Below are 17758 nucleotides of genomic sequence, written 5' to 3'. Positions count from 1 at the left end.
GCGCGCGGCCTTGGTCATGGCTTGCGATAAAAATACTGATATGCGCTGTGGTTTTGGGTAGTATCGTGACTCAGGGGTGTCCCGGGGGGGCGGTCTCCTTCCACCACCCACGCCATTCGGGATTGCCCCTGTCCGCCCCCCTGACGTTCCCCACCGACCCGACCCGCCCGGGCCGGGTTGCCGCTTCCGGAGTCCCGAGCGCAGCGTCCCGGTCGCCAGGCTGCCTTGTTGTATACTGCCCGGATCGACGCACGAACCAGGATTCTCAGCATGTCAGTCCCCGATCCGCACGGTCAGGAATCTTCCGAACCCACTCCCCGCAAGGCCGGATTCAGCGGTCGCAAGCTGCTGGGCAACCGTATCGCAGCCCGGGTGGTTGGCGGCGTGCTGGGGCTGTGCATTCTTCTCTACGCGATTGGCTGGTATTGGAGCCGCGAGCCGGAACCCTTCGACGTGGTGGAGGAGGCCGCCAAGGCTGCCAATGTCCAGAATCCCAAGGAACTGCCGCTGGGCTATACCTACAGCACGACCCTGATCGCGATCGCCGAGACCCTGTTGCACAAGCCGGGCGGTTTCCTGTTGAACGACGTATTCCCGCCCAGCGTCCTGCTTGACAATATTCCCAACTGGGAACTGGGCGCGCTGATAGCCCTGCGCGACGCCACCACGGCCCTGCGCAACAACATCGCCCGCTCGCAGACGCAGTCCCAGGAAGACCCCGATCTGTCCAAGGGCGAACCGTTCCTGTATTTCGATTATCGTTCCTGGCAGCTGCCCTCGTCGGAATCCGAGTACGAGAAGGGTATCGAATCGCTGGAGGCCTACCGTGCCCGCCTGATGAAGCGCGACGCCAATTTCTACGCCCGTGCGGACAACCTGCGCCAGTATCTGGAAGTGCTGGAGAAACGTCTGGGCGATTACTCCAACCGCCTGAGCGCCAGTACCGCCGATCGTCAGCCCGAGGGCTCCGAGGTCCGCCATTCCGAGCTGGGACGCACGCCCTGGCTGAAGCTGGACGACCGCTTCTTCGAGGCGCGCGGCTACACCTGGGCGGCGATGCTGGTGCTCAAGGCCATCGAGTTCGATTTCCGCGACATCCTCGGCAACAAGACGGCGCTGGTGTCGTTGCAGCAGATCGTGCGCGAACTGGAAAACAGCCAGGAATCCCACCTGAGCCCCGTCATCCTCAATGGCAGCGGCTTCGGTCTGTTCGCCAACTACTCGCTGACCCTGGCGAACTACATCGCCCGCGCCAACGCGGCCACCATCGATCTGCGCTCGCTGCTGCAGCAGGGCTAAGCCCGCATCACCGCTGGCCTGCTTCCGGCGCTGCCCGGGGCGGGCCGGTCTCCTTCCTCAGGCCAGGTGCATCTTGGCCAGCAGCTTCCGGAAGCGCTCGTAGCGGCCGGCGTCGACCCGGCCGGCTTCGACCGCGGCCAGGATGGCACAGCCCTTGTCGCCAAGGTGTCGGCAGTCGTTGAACTGGCATTGCGGCAGCCATTCCCGGAATTCACGGTAGCCACCGGCCACGTCGGCGGCGGTCATCTCCGCCAGACCGAAGACGGCCACCCCGGGACTGTCGATCAGGTCGCCACCCTCGGGCAGGTGGTAGAGCATGGCCGCCGTGGTGGTGTGACGGCCGAGTCCGGCCTTGTCGGAGAGTTCCCGGGTGCGCAGGTTCCGGCCGGGCAGCAGGCTGTTGGTCAGGGAGGATTTGCCGACCCCCGACTGGCCGGCCAGCATGCTGCAACGCTGTTTCAGCGCCTCGCGAAGGTGTGGCAGACCGTCTCCGGTGTGGGCGCTGAGCAAGAGGCAGGTATAGCCGATCCGGCGATACACCGACAGGGTCTGTTCCACGCGGGCGCGGTCGGCGATGCGTTCCTGCTTGTTGACCGTGATGACGACGCCGAGCCCCCGGTGTTCGCAAGCGGCGGTGTACTGGTCCACCAGCAGCCAGTCCGGTTCCGGTTCCGGCGCCACGACGATGACGATCTGGTCCAGGTTGGCCGCCACCGGGCGGATGCGGCCGCCATGCGCCGGCCGGGTCAGTACGCTACGCCGCGGCAGGATGCGTTCCACCCGCCCCTGCTGGCGGTCGGCCGTCGACCACAGGACCCGGTCGCCGACCGCCACCGCGCCCAATTGCCGCCGCGTATGGCAGATGACGACCTCGCCGCGGTCGTCCTCCACCGCCAGTCCCTGGCCGAGGTGGCTGACAACCCGGCCCTCGCGCAATTCCGCTTCCGGCCGGCTCCGGTCCCCCGCCCACTGCTCTCCCGCGCTCACGCCTCAGCCTGGCCTGGCGTTGAGATGATCGATGCGGATCGCGGCCGGCGGGTGGCTGTAATGAAAGGCGGCATAGAGCGGATCGGGCGTGAGGGTGCTGGCGTTCTCGCGGTACAGCTTGACCAGCGCGCTGACCAGGTGCCGGGCCTGGGTGTGGGCCGCGGCAAAGTCGTCGGCCTCGAATTCGTAGCGCCGCTGGAAGAAGGCCATGAGCGGCTTCAGGAAGACCGTGAACACCGGCATGACCAGCATGAACAGCAGCAGGGCGGCGGCAGGGGATGGCTCATGCACGCCCAGTCCCTGGTAGAACCAGGCCTGCTGGCTGAGCCAGCCCAGCAGTGCGAAACCGATCAGCATCAGCGTGGAGTTGGCAACCAGCATCTTGATCACATGCCGGCGCTTGAAATGGCCCAGTTCGTGCGCCAGCACGGCCTCCAGTTCATCGTGTTGCAGGGAATCCACCAGGGTATCGAAGAACACGATGCGCTTGCTGTCGCCGATGCCGGTGAAATAGGCATTGCCGTGACCGGAGCGGCGCGAACCGTCCATGACGAAGATGCCTTGGCTGTGGAAGCCGCAGCGCTCCAGCAGGGCCTCGATCCGCTGGCGCAAGGTTGCATCGGGCAGTGGCGTGAACTTGTTGAACAGGGGCGCGATGAGGGTGGGGTAGGCCCAGCTCATGACGATCGAGAAGCCGATCAGGATGGCCCAGGCCAGCAGCCACCAGTAGCTGCCGCTGGAGTCCATCACCCACAGTACCAGCGCCAGCAGCGGGGCGCCGATGGCTAGGCTCAGCAGTGTCTGCATGAGCAGGTCCTTGGCGAACTGGGCCGGGGTGTTGCGGTTGAAGCCGTGGCGCTCCTCAATGACGAAGGTCTGGTACAGGCTCATCGGCAGCTCGATAAGCTGCATCAGCAGCAGGACGCTGAGGATCAGGGCGATGCCGGCCAGGCGTGACGAAAGTCCGAGGCCGGCCCAGAGACCTTGCAGCCAGCCGATTCCGCCGCCGAGCGTGAACAGCAGCAGGACGGCGACGCCGAGTGCCCGATCGACATTGGCCAGGCGGAGCTTGTCGAGGGTGTAGGCGGCTGCCTTCTGGTGCGCCTCCAGGCTGACGCTCGCCCGGAAAGCCTCGGGAACTGCCGTCCGATGCCGACTCACATGGTCGGCCTGGCGCCGGGACAGCCAGTATTCGATGCCGGTGGAGGCGGCTAGGGCGATCAGGAACACTACAGTAAAATCGTTCATGGGGTTCTCGTGGGGTCTATCGCGGGGAGCCGAACGGGACAGCCTTTGTGGCGTCGGTCGCGTAACACGGATATTTCATCATCATGTCGTCGAATGCACAGAATCTGGTCTGGGTCGATCTGGAAATGACGGGGCTGGATCCGCTCAGGGATCGCATCCTCGAAATCGCGACCCTGGTCACCGACAGGGACCTGAACATTCTGGCCGAGGGGCCGGTGCTGGCGATCCATCAGGACGAGGCGATTCTCGCCGCCATGGATGACTGGAACCAGACCCATCATGGGGCGTCGGGTCTGATGGAGCGGGTACGCGAGAGTTCCCTGGACGAGGCGGCCGCCGAAGCCGCTACCCTGGACTTTCTCGCCGCCTGGGTGCCACCCGGCGTTTCACCCATGTGCGGCAACAGCATCTGTCAGGATCGCCGCTTCATGGCGGCGAGCATGCCGCGTCTGGAGCGCTTCTTCCACTATCGCAACCTGGACGTCTCGACCCTCAAGGAGCTGGCGGCGCGCTGGGCGCCGGAGGTCAAGGACGCCTTCAGGAAAAACAACGCCCATCGGGCGCTCGACGACATCCGCGAGTCGATTGCGGAGTTGCGCCATTACCGGGCGGGCCTGTTCAGGATCTGAGCCTCGCTGCGATCACAGTCCGGCGATGATGGCCACCAGCAGCAGGACCAGGATGATGCCCAGCGTCACCAGCATGGTGAACCAGCTCCAGCGCGGCGCCGCCGATGGCACGGGTGCCTCGCCGCCCTCGGCGACGGCGTTGCCGCAGTGGCTGCAAACGATGGCCTTGTCTTTCAACTCGGTTCCACAATGACGGCAAAACATGCTGTGACCTCGGCAGACGGGAAAACGGGGAGCGCCGGCGAACGCCCGGGCTCTCGCAACGCGCAGAGCATAGCCTAAGCCTTTCCGGCGTGCCATGGGCGGGCCGTGGCTCCTCAGGCGGGAACCCTGTCCCGCCCCCGTGGTCGATGCATGGCGCGTCGGGGCCGGTCCGGCGTGAGCCGGTGCACAATTTTCGGGCATGTGTGAGAATGCCCGGCGCGGTCAGCAGGCCCGCGGCCCGGCTCGTGACGCGCCAGGCCTCAGACCGGCGCAAGCCCTGCCCACCCCCGGGCGGATGAGCCTTCAGGCCGATTTTCCTGCACCCCCTTAAACTTCAAGAGGAACGACATGAGCAAGAAAACCTTTTCGACCGTGCTGGGCGCGGCAGTCGCCGGATCGCTGGCCGGCGCCGTCAGCGCAGGCGAGAATCCTTTTGCCCTCAAGGATCTGGCTTCCGGCTATGTTCAGGTTGCCGAGGCCGGCAAGGACAGCAAGGAAATGGTCTGTGGGGAGGGCAAGTGCGGCGGACAGAAAATGCAGAGCCCCGAGATGAACTGCGGCGCCATGATGGAGCAGTCCAAGAAGACGCCCGAGCAGGAAAAGAAGGCGATGGAAGGCAAGTGCGCCGCGGGCATGAAGATGGATCCGCCGGCTGCCGAGCCGGCCAAGTAAGGCCAGCCCCTCCCCCCGAGCCCCGGTCCGGCATGTCGACATCGCGCGACCGGATGATTCGGGGGGCCGGGCTGGGGTTGCGTCGGGCCCTGCTCGACCAGCTGGTCGAGCAGGCGCCGCCCGGCATCGATTTCTACGAGGTGGCGCCCGAGAACTGGATGGGGGTCGGCGGCCGCCTCGGCCGGCAGTTCCGGCGACTCACCGAGCGATATCCCTTCTCCTGCCACGGCCTGTCGCTCTCCCTGGGCGGCCCCGCGCCGCTGGACCAGGATTTCCTCGTCGAGCTGAAGGCGTTTCTCGCTGTGCATCGGATCGCCGCCTACAGCGAGCATCTCAGCTACTGTGGCGACGACGGGCATCTCTACGACCTGATGCCCATTCCCTTCACGGCCGAGGCCGTGGACTACGTGGCCGGCCGCATCCGCAGAACCCAGGACATCCTGGAGCGGCGCATCGCCATCGAGAACATTTCCTACTATGCCGCGCCCGGGCAGGAAATGCCGGAATCCGACTTCCTGCGCGCCGTCCTGGCGGCGGCTGACTGCGATCTGCTGCTGGACGTCAACAATGTCCATGTCAACAGCGTCAATCATGGCTATGACCCGGAGACCTTCATCCGGGCGCTGCCGGCAGACCGGATCGTCGGCCTGCACATCGCGGGGCACTACGTGGAGGACGAGGATTTCCTGATCGATACCCACGGTGCCGCCGTCATCGATCCGGTCTGGCGCCTTCTGGATCTGGCCTACAGCCTGTTCGGGGTCTTGCCGACGCTGCTGGAGCGCGACTTCAATCTGCCGCCGCTGGCCGAGTTGCTGACGGAGATCGCGGAAATCCGCCGCCTGCAGCTGGCCCATGCGCCGCTTGCGCACTGCCATGGCTGAGGCGCGACCGCATTTCCAGCAGCTGCAGCTGGTCTTCGCCGCGCATATCCGCAATCCGGCCGCGGCGCCGGGGCCGGCGGGAGTTCCCGAGCGACGGCTGGCAGCCTACCGGGAGCTGTTTTTCAACAATATCGAAAGCTTCCTCTCGGCCGGGTTCCCGGTTCTCAGGAGCTTGCTGGCGGAGGATGGCTGGCGTGCCCTGGTGCGGGATTTCTACGCCCGGCATCGATGCGAGACCCCCCTTTTCAGCGAGATCGCCCGGGAGTTCCTGCGCTATCTGGAAACCGAGCGGACGCCCGGACCTGGCGAGCCACCGTTTTTGGCCGAACTTGCCCATTACGAGTGGGTGGAGCTGGCCCTGGCGGTCGCAGAGGACGAGCCGCCGGAATTGCGCGCCGATTTCGCCGCCAGCCTGCCGGATATCGGCGTGTTGCGTTCGCCGGTGGCCTGGTCGCTGGTATACCGCTATCCGGTGCACCGGATCGGCCCGCAACACCGGCCAAGCGTGATGCCGGAGACCCCGACCTGCCTCGTGGCCTACCGCGGCCGCGACGATGTCGTGCATTTCATGGAGGCCAATGCCGTCTCGCACCGGCTGCTGGAACTGCTGAGCGATGACCCTGAGCTTCCCGTCAGGGTGCATCTGCGGCAAATCGCCCGTGAGCTGCAAGCTCCCGAGCCCGACCCGGTGCTGGCCTTCGGCCAGGCGTTGCTCGTTTCCCTGCATCAACGCGGCGTGGTGGGGCCGAGCGCCTGAGCCGCACGGTTCGCACGCCGGACATGCCCCGTTCTGGGGCTTTTTTGTCGGCCACTGATGCCCAATAATGGTGCATGATGGCCGCCGCGGGTGTGATGCCTTGCGTCAGCTTCCGTGAACCGGCTTGGCCCCTTATTTGCTTGGCCACAGGGCATGAATGCTAATGCTCCGGATACCGACGACCTCAGCCTGCGCATCCTCGATCACCTGACGGACGCGGTCCTGCTGTTCGACGCCGAATGCCGGCTGTCCTACATCAACCTGGCCGGCGAGATGCTGTTCGCGGTCAGCGCTCGCCAGGTGCGCGGCATGCGGGCCCGGGAGATGTTCGGGCTTTGCGACCGGCGCATCGAATCCGATTTTCGTCGTGCCGTCCAGCGTGGCGAGACCCTGACCAAGCGCAACCTGGTGCTCGGCGCGCCCTCGCATCCGCTAACCGTCAACCTGACCATCGTGCCGGTGCTGGAGAAGGAGCGGGCGGAAGCGGTGCTGGTGCAGATCGAGCAGGTCGACCGCCATCTGCGCATCTCCATGGAGGAGCAGATCCTGGCCCAGCAGAATGCCGCGCGCATGCTGCTGAGGGGGCTGGCGCACGAGATCAAGAATCCCCTCGGCGGTATCCGCGGCTCGGCGCAGCTGCTGCAGCGCGAGTTGCAGGACGAGGAACTGCGCGAATACACACAGATCATCATGGACGAATCCGACCGGCTGCAATCGCTGGTCGACCGGATGCTGGGGCCGAACAAGCCCCTGATCATGGAGCCCATCAACATCCACAAGGTACTGGAGCGGGTCCGCCAGCTGGTGCAGGTCGAGGCGCGTGCCGGCGTGCTGCTGGAACGCGATTATGACCCCAGCATTCCGCTGGTGCAGGGGGATGGCGATCTCCTGATTCAGGCCATCCTCAATATCGTCCGCAATGCCGCCCAGGCCGTCGGCACCCGCGGCCGCATCGTGATCCGCACCCGCATCCACCGCCAGGTCACCATCGGCCACAAGCGCAACCGCATGGCGGTGAAGATCGATGTCCAGGACGATGGGCCCGGCATTCCGGCCGAGCTGATGGGGCAGATCTTCTACCCGATGGTCACCGGCCGCGCCGAGGGCACGGGGCTCGGGCTGTCGATCGCTCAATCGCTGATCAATCAGCACGGTGGCCTGATCGAGTGCGCCAGCACGCCCGGCAATACCGTGTTTTCCATCTACTTGCCTCTGGAGTCGGGCCATGACTGAAGCCGATCAGGTCTGGATCGTCGATGATGACCGGTCCATCCGCTGGGTGCTGGAAAAGGCCCTGCAGAAAGCGGGTATCAAGACCCGCAGCTTCGCCAGCGCCAATGGCCCGCTGGAGGCGCTGGAAACCGAGCAGCCGGAAGCCATCATTACCGACATCCGCATGCCGGGCATGGATGGCCTGTCGCTACTGAAGCGCCTGCAGGAGCGTCATCCCGAACTGCCCGTCATCATCATGACCGCCCACTCCGACCTGGAGAGCGCCGTTTCGGCGTTTCATGGCGGTGCCTTCGAGTACCTGCCCAAGCCATTCGATGTGGACGAGGCGGTCGACCGCGTGCGTCGCGCCTGTGCCCACGCCCGCAACCTGCGGCACGAGCGCGAGCCGGCGCCGGCCACGGAGGCGACGCCCGAAATCATCGGCGCCGCGCCGTCCATGCAGGAAGTATTCAGGGCCATCGCCCGTCTGGCGCGCTCGCACATCACCGTCCTCATCAATGGCGAGTCCGGCACCGGCAAGGAACTGGTCGCCAAGGCCCTGCATCGTCACAGCCCGCGCGCCAAGCAGCCGTTCATCGCCCTCAACATGGCGGCGATACCGCGCGACCTGCTCGAGTCGGAGCTGTTCGGCCATGAGCGCGGCGCCTTCACCGGCGCCCAGGCGCGTCGCGCCGGCCGTTTCGAGCAGGCCGATGGCGGGACCCTGTTCCTGGACGAGATCGGCGACATGCCGGCCGAGTTGCAGACACGGCTGCTGCGCGTCCTGGCCGACGGCGAGTTCTTTCCGGTCGGCGCCCACGCGCCGGTCAAGGTCGATGTCCGCATCATCGCCGCCACGCACCAGAATCTGGATGCCCTGGTCGCCGAAGGACGTTTCCGCGAGGATCTCTACCACCGCCTCAACGTCATCCGCATCCATCTGCCACCGCTGCGCGAGCGGCGGCAGGACATCCCGCTGCTGCTCAGGCATTTCCTCAAGGAGGCCAGCCGGGAGCTGAAGGTCGATACCAAGATCCTGCGGCCCGACGTCGAGGCCTATCTCTGCGCGCTGGAATGGCCCGGCAACGTGCGGCAACTGGAGAACACCTGCCGCTGGATCACGGTGATGGCGGCGGGCAACGACGTGCACCTCGACGATCTGCCGCCGGAGCTGCTGCAACCGCCCCGCGAAGCGTCGTCGACGGTCGTGGCCGAGGGCTGGCAGGATGCCTTGCGGCAGTGGGTCGACGAGCAGCTGCGCCTGGGGCACGTCAATATCGCCAAGGATGCCATCGAGTCCGCCGAAAGCATCCTCATCACCACCGCTCTGGGCGCCACCCGCGGTCGCCGGCAGGAGGCCGCCAAGCTGCTGGGCTATGGCCGCAATACCCTGACGCGCAAGATCGCCGAGCTGCACCTCGACGTCTGATCGGGGGCCGGCCCCGGGCCCGCTCGTGCGTGCAGCGGGAGGAAATGCGCCGCTACCGGCCAGAGTGCTGATACGCGGCGGCCGGGATGGGATAATGACCGTCTGACGGAAGCGCCTGCCCGGGTGAAACCCCGGTTGCGCAGCCGACCGCGTGCGTCCGACCCGGGGAATCTGCTTTCGCCAGGTTGCCGGCGGCGCCTTGATCCCCACCCCGGGGACCCCTCTCACCGTTCCACGAAAAGGAAGACGCGCATGCTGACCCGCCAACTGATCCAGAGCCGCCCGACCGCCGAACTGACCGAGACCAAGCCGCTGGGCGTCAAGCCGAAGGAGCTTGCCCGGGATATCGCCCAGCACTTCAACTACACGCTGGGGCGCGACAAATCCTGCAAGTCCGCCTACTACGCCTATACCTCGCTGGCTCTGACCGTGCGCGACCGGCTGATGGAGCGCTGGAAGAATACCCTGCAGGCCTACCGCGAAGCGGACAGCAAGAGAGCCTATTACCTATCGCTGGAATTCCTCATGGGCCGCGCCCTGAGCAACGCGATGCTTAACCTCGGGCTGGATCGTCCCCTGCACAAGGCGCTGCAGGGCCTCGGGCTGGAACTGGAGGAACTGGCCGACATCGAGGTCGACGCCGGCCTCGGCAACGGCGGTCTCGGCCGTCTCGCGGCCTGCTTCGTCGACAGCTGCGCCACCCTGCAATTGCCGGTCACCGGCTACGGCATCCGCTACGAATACGGCATGTTCCGCCAGCTGATCGACAACGGCCATCAGCTGGAGGAGCCCGACCACTGGCTGCGGGACGGCAACGTCTGGGAACTGGAGCGCCCGGAGCTGACCGTGTCCATCCGCTTCGGCGGGCACACGGAGCGGGACGAGCAGGGCCGCGCGCGCTGGGTGCACGGGCAGGAGGTGCTCGCGGTGCCCTATGACGTGCCGATTCCCGGCTACCAGAACGGCACGGTCAACACCCTGCGCCTGTGGAAGGCGGCGGCCAGCGATGAATTCAGCCTCAGCGAATTCAATGCCGGCGATTACACCGAGGCGGTGCGTTCGAAGAACATGGCCGAGAACATCACCATGGTGCTGTATCCCAACGACGCCAGCGAGAACGGCAAGGAACTGCGCCTGCGGCAGCAGTACTTCCTCGCCTCGGCCAGCCTCCAGGATGTGTTGCGCTACTGGGTGCAGAGCCACGGCGAGGATTTCAGCCGGTTCGCCGAGAGGAATGTCTTCCAGCTCAACGATACCCATCCGACCATCGCCGTCGCCGAACTGATGCGCCTGCTGGTGGACGAGCACGGCGTTCCCTGGGACGAGGCCTGGTCGATCACCCGCCGGACCATGGCCTACACCAACCACACCCTGTTGCCGGAGGCGCTGGAAAAGTGGCCGGTGCGGATGTTCCGGCAGCTGCTGCCGCGGCTGCTGGAGATCATCTTCGACATCAACGCCACCTTCCTGCGCGAGGTCGAGGCCCGCTGGCCGGGCGACCACGAGCGCGTCGCCCGCATGTCGCTGATCGAAGAAGGCTGGGAACAGCAGGTCCGCATGGCCTACCTGGCCATCGTCGGGAGTTTCTCGGTCAACGGTGTCGCCGCGCTGCATTCCGACCTGCTCAAGCACGGCCTGTTCCGCGATTTCTACGAGCTGTGGCCGGAGAAGTTCAACAACAAGACCAACGGCATCACGCCGCGGCGCTGGCTGGCGGGCTGCAACCCGAGCCTGGCGGCGCTGATCACCGAGGCCATCGGCGACGAATGGACGCGCGACCTTGCCCAGCTGTCCAAGCTGGCCCCCTATGCCGAGATGCCGGCCTTCCGCGAGCGCTGGCGGGCAATCAAGCTGGCCAACAAGCAAAGGCTGGCCACCTATGCCCGGGACGAGCTGGGGGTGCAGCTCGACACGGCGGCGCTATTCGACACCCAGGTCAAGCGCATTCACGAGTACAAGCGCCAGCTGCTCAACGTCCTGCACTGCATCCACCTCTATGACCGCATCCGGCGCGGCGATGTCGGCGACTGGACCCCGCGCGTCGTCTTCTTCGGCGGCAAGGCGGCGCCCGGCTACCAGATGGCCAAACGCATCATCAAGCTGGTCAACAACGTGGCGCAGGTCGTCAATCACGATCCCCTGGTCGGCGACCGCCTCAAGGTGGTGTTCCTGCCCAATTACCGGGTGACGGCGATGGAGATCATCTGCCCCGGCACGGATCTCTCCGAGCAGATTTCCACCGCCGGCAAGGAGGCCTCGGGCACCGGCAACATGAAATTCATGCTCAACGGCGCGCTCACTATCGGCACCCTGGACGGCGCCAACATCGAGATCCGCGAGGAAGTGGGAGCAGAGAACTTCTTCCTGTTCGGGCTGACGGCCGAGGAAGTCGAGCAGCTGCGTCCCCACTACGACCCGCAGCGCATCATCCGCGAGAACGAGGATCTCCGGCGCGTGGTGGACCTGCTGGCGTCGGGGCATTTCAACGCCGAGGAGCCCGGCATCTTCGACCCGGTCATCGACGCCATCCAGGGCGCCTGGGATCCGTGGATGACCGCGGCCGACTTCCCGGCGTATCTCGAGGCCCAGCGGCGGGCCGCCGCCGCCTACCGCGACAGCGACGCCTGGACCCGCATGAGCATTCTCAATACCGCGGCTGCCGGCAAGTTTTCCTCGGATCGCACCATTCAGGAATACAACCGCGACATCTGGCAGCTGACGCCGGTTGCGCCCTGACGGCGTGCTGCACGTCGTCCTGTTCGAGCCGGAGATTCCACCCAACACGGGCAACATCATCCGGCTCTGCGCCAACACCGGCGCCTGCCTGCACCTGATCCGGCCGCTGGGCTTCTCGCTGGACGACGCCCGGCTCCGGCGTGCCGGTCTGGACTATCACGAATATGCGCAGGTCCGCGAGCATGCGGACTTCGGCGCCTTCCGCGCCGCGTTCGGTCCGGGGCGCATCCTCGCTCTGTCGACGCGGGGGCGGCGCCCCTATGCCGAAATCCGCTTCCAGCCGGGCGATGCGCTGCTGTTCGGGCCGGAAAGCCGGGGGTTGCCGGCGGCGCTGCTGGACAGCCTGCCGGAGGCGCAGCGGCTCGCCATTCCCATGCGGCCGGGCAGCCGCAGTCTCAACCTGTCGAATGCCGCCGCCATCGTTCTCTACGAGGCCTGGCGCCAGCTGGGCTATGCCGGCGCCAGCGCGGTGGAGGGCGGCCCGTCCGCTGCCTGAGCCTGAGCCACCGGCGCGGGGTCAGATGGCGGGGCGGGCCTTGGGGCGTGTGCCGGCGCTGTCCGGCGCCGGCGTGTCCTGAGGCGGCGGGGGAACCAGCGTCAGCCGGACCCGGTGCAATTCGTCGAGCAGGGTCTCCGCCGCGGCCTTGTCCGCGGGGGTTCCGTCCTGGAGCACCGTCTGCAGGAGCCGGCGGGCCGCGCCCTTGTCGCCCCTGGCCATGAGCGCGCGCGCCCGATCCAGGCTTGACGCCGCTGTCCCCGTACCCGTCCCGGCGATGTCCTCCAGAAACTCCAGTTCGAAATCCAGCATGCCGAAGCGCGGGTTGTCCGGGCGCGGGCGGGCGGGCAAGGTGTTGAAGTCCAGTTCCACGAGGCCGGCTGGTGGTGCCGTTTCGGCAGCGCTCGTGCGGGCGGGATCCCCGGTGGTCGGCACCTCGTAGTCGATCCAGTTGCCGGGTTCGGTGCGGGCTTCCGGCGCCGACGCTTCTGCCGTCTTGGCTGGGGTTTTCCAGTCCTCGAGGTCCGGCGCGACGAAATCGATGAGGTAGGCGCTGTCCGCCGGGTGGGCTGTCTCCGGGGGCTGTTCGTTCCGGCTGACGTCTGCGGCGGCCGGCAGTGATTCGTCCACCGTCGTGTCTGCTGCCTCGGTCTGGTGCTGCGGGATGGGGGGGAACTCGGTGTGAGCGGTTTCCTGCCGGCTTGCGCCGGTGTCATCCGCGCCGGGTTTGGGCAAGCCCGCCTCCAGGGTCGGTATCGCGGTCGTCGTCTGCCAATCGCTGGCTGCCGGCCGGTCTGCCTCGACGATGTCCGGTTCCGGCGCGGCCTGCTCCGCCTGGGGCTGAAGGGGCTGTGCCGACAATTGCGCCTCCAGCGTTCGCAGTTCGGCCATGAAGTCGGTGTCGTCGAGGTCGAGTTCCGTGGCCGGCGAATCGTCAGTGTCGGTTGCCGCGGATGCCTGACTGTCAAGGCTCTCCAGCGTTGCCTCGGTCATGTCCGGGGCGACGGCGGCATCGTTCCCCACCGGTTGCCCGGGATTCAGTGCCCGCACGGCCGCCCAGAACTCCGCTGGCAGCCCGGGCTGCTGGGCTTCGAGTTCGCGCACATAGTCGGTAAAGGCCTGTTGCTTGCCGGCCTGCTGCAGGATGTCCAGCAGCTTGAGCTTGAGCACCAGGCGCTCCGGTTCCTGCACCAGGCTGGCGCGGATGAGCGATTCGGCCTGCACAAAGCGGCCATAGCGGAGGTAGACGTCGGCCTCCCATACGGGGTCCAGCGGTTCGGCCTCCGCCGCGGCCGTCGGTTCGTCCAGTCCGCTGGCCGCGGGGTCGAGGGTCGCCACCGGGCGCGCGGCTTCGGCGGGTGGTCTGGCCCTGTCCATGGGTTCGGCGAGAGCTTGCGCCACTTCCGCTCCCGTCTCGTCCGCGTGCCGGCGTCGGCGCCGATACCGCCAGGCGGCGAGACCCAGCAGGGTGAAGCCGGCACTGGCCAGCCAGTAGCCGGGCGCAATGACGGGTTCGGGTTCCGCAGGCCGTTCGGCCATCGGGGTGGGCGGCGGAGCCGGTGCGGTGTGCTTGGTCGCGTTGCCTGATGGCGCCGGGGGCTCCGGTTGCGCCACTATGGCCGGTGCCTGGGGCATGACCGGCGGTGCGGCGGCGATGGCGGATTCGCTGCTTTCCGTGCCGGCTGCCGGTGGCTGGCTGTCCGGGAGGGAGGGTTCGTCCTGACCATCCGGCGGCACCCCGACCTGGGTGGCGGCATGGCTCTGCAGGGCGGTCAGTTCGGCGTTCTTGAGCGCCAGCATGCGCTGGGTTTCCTCCAGCCGTTGTTCGAGCCGCACCAACTGCTCGCGCAGTTCCTCGTTTTCCCGCTTGAGGGCGGCCGGTATGCGGGCCGAAACCTCCGCCACCGCGCCTGTCGTTGTCGCCGCGCTGTCAGGGGCCTGCGGCGGGGAAGGCGGCAGCCGGGCGGTCACCCCGCCGGTATCCTCCGGTGCGGCATAGGCCCGTTGGCGCATGCCCGGGGCGCCACCGAACAGCATGGCGGCCGCATCGGCCGGATCGATCTGCGCCAGCGCCGTCTCGCTGGGTATCTGCAGGATGCTGCCGGCCCGCAGGCTGTTGAGGCTGCGCGAGAAGGCGCGCGGGTTGGCCAGATAGAGTCCGAGCGCCATCTGCTCGGGGCTCACCGAGGCCGGACGGTCCAGCGAGTTGGCGATATCCAGCAGCTTTTCGTGGCGCTGGACCGGTCCATAGCGTTGGCCCGACAGCTGGTCGCTGCCGATGACTGGGCGCTGGCTGGCCGGCGCCGCGGTTCTTGCGTCCGGCACCCGGTAGCGTGGTGGCGTGATGGCATCGGCGGCTGTGACCGGCTCCAGGCTGGCGCCCTGGGGCTGGCGTTGCGGGACAGGCCTCGCCGTGTCATCCGCCAGCGGACCGCCCACCAGGCCGCGCGGCGGGTCCAGCAGCAGGGTGAATTCGCGCAGGACCGTTCCCAGCGGCGACGCCACCTCCACCAGGAAATCCAGGAAGGGCTCGGTGATGGCGGCGCGGGAGCTGACCTGAATCGCGTGGCGGCCGTTTGGCAGGGCGACCGGCTGGAAGCGTAGCTCGCTGAGGGCATGGATCCGCTCCACCCCGGCCTTTTCGAAGGCCGCTGGGCTGGCCAGGCGGACCTGGATGGCGTCGATCCGGTCAGAACCGGAGAGCACCAGCGGAATGTCGGCCCGCAGCGCCTGATTCAGCGCCGACTGCGCACGGATGTCGCCGATACCCAGGCCATGGGCAGCCAGCGGCGCCAGCAGGCCGAGCCGCGCGAGAACCTTGGGCAGTCGGGACATAAGCATCTGTCGAGCCGGGCCAGCCATCTCCACGAAGTGCGGACCCGGCCGGGGATGCCGTCCGGGCCCGGAATGAGGCATCAGAGGCCGTCTTTGTATCAGGACTCCGGCAATTTGCAAACGGTCGCGACCGCTACTCTGCGGGGCTTGCCGGAAACCACCTGCCGGCCGCGCGGGTATTGGCGGAATCCCCGGTGTGAGCCGGAGGGTGGGGATGTGCCGCATTCCGGGCACATCCCCAGCGCTGTCAGAGATAGTCCCTGACCAGCACTTCGGCGATTTGCAGGCTGTTGAGCGCGGCGCCCTTGCGGATGTTGTCGGAGACGACCCAGAGATTCAGCCCGCGTGGGTGGGAGATGTCCTCGCGCACGCGGCCGACGAAGACCGGATCCTTGCCGGCGCTCTCGGTGACCGCCGTCGGATAGCCGCCGGGCTTGCGCTCGTCCAGCACGGTGACACCCGGCGCGGCGCGCAGCAGCTCGAGGGCGCGCTCGGCCGTGAGCTTTTCGCGGGTCTCGATGTGCACCGCCTCGGAGTGACCGTAGAACACCGGCACGCGCACCGTGGTGGGGTTCACCTGAATCGATTCGTCACCCATGATCTTGCGGGTCTCCCAGACCATCTTCATTTCCTCCTTGGTGTAGCCGTTGTCCATGAAGACATCGATCTGCGGCAGCACGTTGAAGGCAATCTGCTTGGGGTAGACCCTGGGCGTGACGAGCTTGCCGTTGAGCAGCTGCACGGTCTGCTCGTACAGTTCCTCGATGGCCTGCTTGCCGGTACCGGACACCGCCTGGTAGGTGGCGACGTTGATGCGCTCGATGCCCACCGCGTCATGGATCGGCTTGAGCGCGACCAGCATCTGGATGGTCGAGCAGTTCGGGTTGGCGATGATGCCCCGTTGGGTATACCGGGCGATGTCGGCGGCGTTGACTTCGGGCACCACCAGCGGGATGTCGTCCTCGTAGCGGAAGCGCGAGGTGTTGTCGACCACCACGCAGCCGGCAGCGGCGGCCCTGGGGCCGTAGACCTCGGATACGGAGGCGCCGGCCGAGAACAGGCCGATCCGGGCCTGGCTGAAGTCGAAGCTTTCGACGTCCAGCACGGTCAGCTCGCCGCCCCTGAACGGGATCTGCTTGCCGGCGGAACGCTGGCTGGCGAGGGCATAGACCTCGCCGACCGGAAAATCGCGCTCCTCCAGCAGTTCCAGCATGGTCTCGCCGACGGCGCCGGTGGCGCCCAGCACGGCGACGTTGTAGGTCTGGCTCATGGCAGGGTCCTCAGGCGCGCAGGGCGGCGACGATGGCATCGCCCATTTCGGGGGTGCCGACCTTGCGCGTGCCCTCGGAGTGGATGTCGGCGGTCCGGTAGCCGGCATCCAGGGCCCGGGTCACGGCCTGTTCGATGCGATCGGCGTTGGCGGCGTCGCCGAAGCTGTAGCGCAACATCATGGCCAGCGACAGGATGGTGGCGATGGGGTTGGCCAGGCCCTTGCCGGCGATGTCCGGGGCCGAGCCGTGGATGGGCTCATACATGCCCTTGCCGTCCTTGTCCAGCGAGGCGGAGGGCAGCATGCCGATGGACCCGGTCAGCATGGCGGCGCAGTCCGAGAGAATGTCGCCAAACATGTTTTCGGTGACCATGACGTCGAACTGCTTGGGCGCACGGACCAGCTGCATGGCGGCGTTGTCGACGTACATGTGGCTGAGCTCGACGTCCGGATAATCCCTGCCGACCTCGATCATGACCTCGCGCCACAGCTCGGTGCATTCCAGCACGTTGGCCTTGTCGACCGAGCAGAGCCTGCGGTTGCGCTTCTGCGCGGTCTGGAAGGCGATGTGGCCGATGCGGCGGATTTCCGACTCGCTGTAGATCAGGGTGTTGAAGCCCTCGCGCTCGCCCTGCGCGTTGGTGCGGCGCCCGCGCGGCTGGCCGAAGTAGATGCCGCCGGTCAGTTCGCGGATGATCAGGATATCGAGTCCTGCGACCACGTCCGGCTTCAGCGTGGAGGCGGCGACCAGCTGTGGATAGAGGATGGCCGGGCGCAGGTTGGCGAACAGCGCCAGTTCGGCCCGCAGGCCCAGGAGCCCGCGCTCGGGGCGCACGGAATAATCCAGCGGTTCCCACTTGGGGCCGCCGACGGCACCCAGCAGCACCGAGTCGGCCTGCTGGCAGAGCTTCAGCGTGGCCTCGGGGAACGGGGTGCCGGTGGCGTCGTAGGCGGCGCCGCCGATCAGGGCCTGTTCGGTTTCGACGTGCAGGCCGAAGTCCTGCCGGAGCGCGTCCAGTACCTTGAGTGCCTCGGCGACGATTTCGGTGCCGATGCCGTCACCCGGCAAGACTGCGATTTTGTGGGTCATGGGTTGGAGT

15 protein-coding genes are annotated in these 17758 nt (G+C 66.9%); 9 read left to right on the top strand and 6 right to left on the bottom strand.

What is annotated here, in order from left to right:
* Positions 1-270 precede the first annotated feature (270 nt).
* Positions 271-1299, top strand: coding sequence for a DUF2333 family protein (locus ACH5N8_RS12565; protein ID WP_460027372.1), 1029 nt, complete (start codon positions 271-273; stop codon positions 1297-1299).
* Positions 1300-1356: 57 nt separating this feature from the next.
* On the opposite strand, the gene rsgA is transcribed toward ACH5N8_RS12565, so the two are convergent.
* Together rsgA and ACH5N8_RS12555 are read right to left on the bottom strand one after the other, a co-directional pair.
* A complete protein-coding gene (gene rsgA, locus ACH5N8_RS12560) occupies positions 1357-2286 on the bottom strand; it encodes a ribosome small subunit-dependent GTPase A (RefSeq protein ID WP_483281555.1) in 930 nt (309 codons plus the stop codon).
* A gap of 3 nt (positions 2287-2289) precedes the next feature.
* Complete coding sequence (locus ACH5N8_RS12555; protein ID WP_483281554.1) at positions 2290-3534, bottom strand: M48 family metallopeptidase; 1245 nt, start codon at positions 3532-3534, stop codon at positions 2290-2292.
* Between the two features lie 83 nt (positions 3535-3617).
* Here ACH5N8_RS12555 and orn point away from each other — a divergent pair, with 83 nt between their 5' ends.
* Positions 3618-4163 (top strand): oligoribonuclease, encoded by a 546-nt coding sequence (orn, locus tag ACH5N8_RS12550; RefSeq protein ID WP_483281553.1) that lies wholly within the window; start codon positions 3618-3620, stop codon positions 4161-4163.
* A 12-nt stretch (positions 4164-4175) separates the two neighbouring features.
* Here the strand turns inward: orn and ACH5N8_RS12545 are convergent, their stop codons facing one another.
* Entirely contained in the window at positions 4176-4367 is a 192-nt protein-coding gene (locus ACH5N8_RS12545) for a zinc ribbon domain-containing protein (RefSeq protein WP_483281552.1), read from the bottom strand.
* Between the two features lie 348 nt (positions 4368-4715).
* Here ACH5N8_RS12545 and ACH5N8_RS12540 point away from each other — a divergent pair, with 348 nt between their 5' ends.
* The 7 genes from ACH5N8_RS12540 to trmL all read left to right on the top strand — a co-directional run bounded on the left by ACH5N8_RS12540 (position 4716) and on the right by trmL (position 12553).
* On the top strand, positions 4716-5039 hold the full coding sequence (locus ACH5N8_RS12540; RefSeq protein WP_460027377.1) for an HvfA family oxazolone/thioamide-modified RiPP metallophore: 324 nt from the start codon (positions 4716-4718) through the stop codon (positions 5037-5039).
* A 32-nt stretch (positions 5040-5071) separates the two neighbouring features.
* Entirely contained in the window at positions 5072-5923 is an 852-nt protein-coding gene (locus tag ACH5N8_RS12535) for an HvfB family MNIO-type RiPP peptide maturase (protein ID WP_483281551.1), read from the top strand.
* Complete coding sequence (locus tag ACH5N8_RS12530) at positions 5895-6680, top strand: HvfC family RiPP maturation protein (protein WP_483281550.1); 786 nt, start codon at positions 5895-5897, stop codon at positions 6678-6680. The genes ACH5N8_RS12535 and ACH5N8_RS12530 overlap by 29 nt, the downstream gene beginning before the upstream one ends.
* Before the next feature lie 153 nt (positions 6681-6833).
* Positions 6834-7913: a nitrogen regulation protein NR(II) gene (gene glnL, locus ACH5N8_RS12525; RefSeq protein WP_460027380.1), complete on the top strand. Its 1080-nt coding sequence runs from the start codon at positions 6834-6836 to the stop codon at positions 7911-7913.
* The gene (gene ntrC, locus ACH5N8_RS12520) at positions 7906-9321 is read left to right on the top strand and encodes a nitrogen regulation protein NR(I) (RefSeq protein WP_483281549.1); all 1416 of its coding nucleotides are present in this window, start codon (positions 7906-7908) and stop codon (positions 9319-9321) included. Before glnL ends, ntrC begins: the two co-directional genes overlap by 8 nt.
* 252 nt (positions 9322-9573) lie before the next feature.
* Positions 9574-12057 (top strand): glycogen/starch/alpha-glucan phosphorylase, encoded by a 2484-nt coding sequence (locus tag ACH5N8_RS12515; RefSeq protein WP_483281548.1) that lies wholly within the window; start codon positions 9574-9576, stop codon positions 12055-12057.
* A 4-nt stretch (positions 12058-12061) separates the two neighbouring features.
* Positions 12062-12553, top strand: coding sequence for a tRNA (uridine(34)/cytosine(34)/5-carboxymethylaminomethyluridine(34)-2'-O)-methyltransferase TrmL (gene trmL / locus ACH5N8_RS12510; protein WP_460027383.1), 492 nt, complete (start codon positions 12062-12064; stop codon positions 12551-12553).
* Between the two features lie 21 nt (positions 12554-12574).
* Here trmL and ACH5N8_RS12505 read toward each other — a convergent pair whose 3' ends face one another.
* The 3 genes from ACH5N8_RS12505 to leuB form a co-directional block, all read right to left on the bottom strand.
* Entirely contained in the window at positions 12575-15388 is a 2814-nt protein-coding gene (locus tag ACH5N8_RS12505; protein WP_483281547.1) for a FimV/HubP family polar landmark protein, read from the bottom strand.
* 247 nt (positions 15389-15635) lie between these two features.
* Positions 15636-16658, bottom strand: a complete 1023-nt coding sequence (locus ACH5N8_RS12500) for an aspartate-semialdehyde dehydrogenase (protein ID WP_483281546.1) — start codon at positions 16656-16658, stop codon at positions 15636-15638.
* Between the two features lie 10 nt (positions 16659-16668).
* Positions 16669-17748 carry a 3-isopropylmalate dehydrogenase gene (gene leuB, locus ACH5N8_RS12495; RefSeq protein WP_483281545.1) on the bottom strand — a complete coding sequence of 360 codons (1080 nt, stop codon included), beginning with the start codon at positions 17746-17748 and terminating at the stop codon, positions 16669-16671.
* Positions 17749-17758: the final 10 nt, after the last annotated feature.

The organism is Methyloparacoccus sp. NF-16 (assembly GCF_056880625.1).
This window is presented reverse-complemented; position numbering and strand designations above follow the sequence as displayed.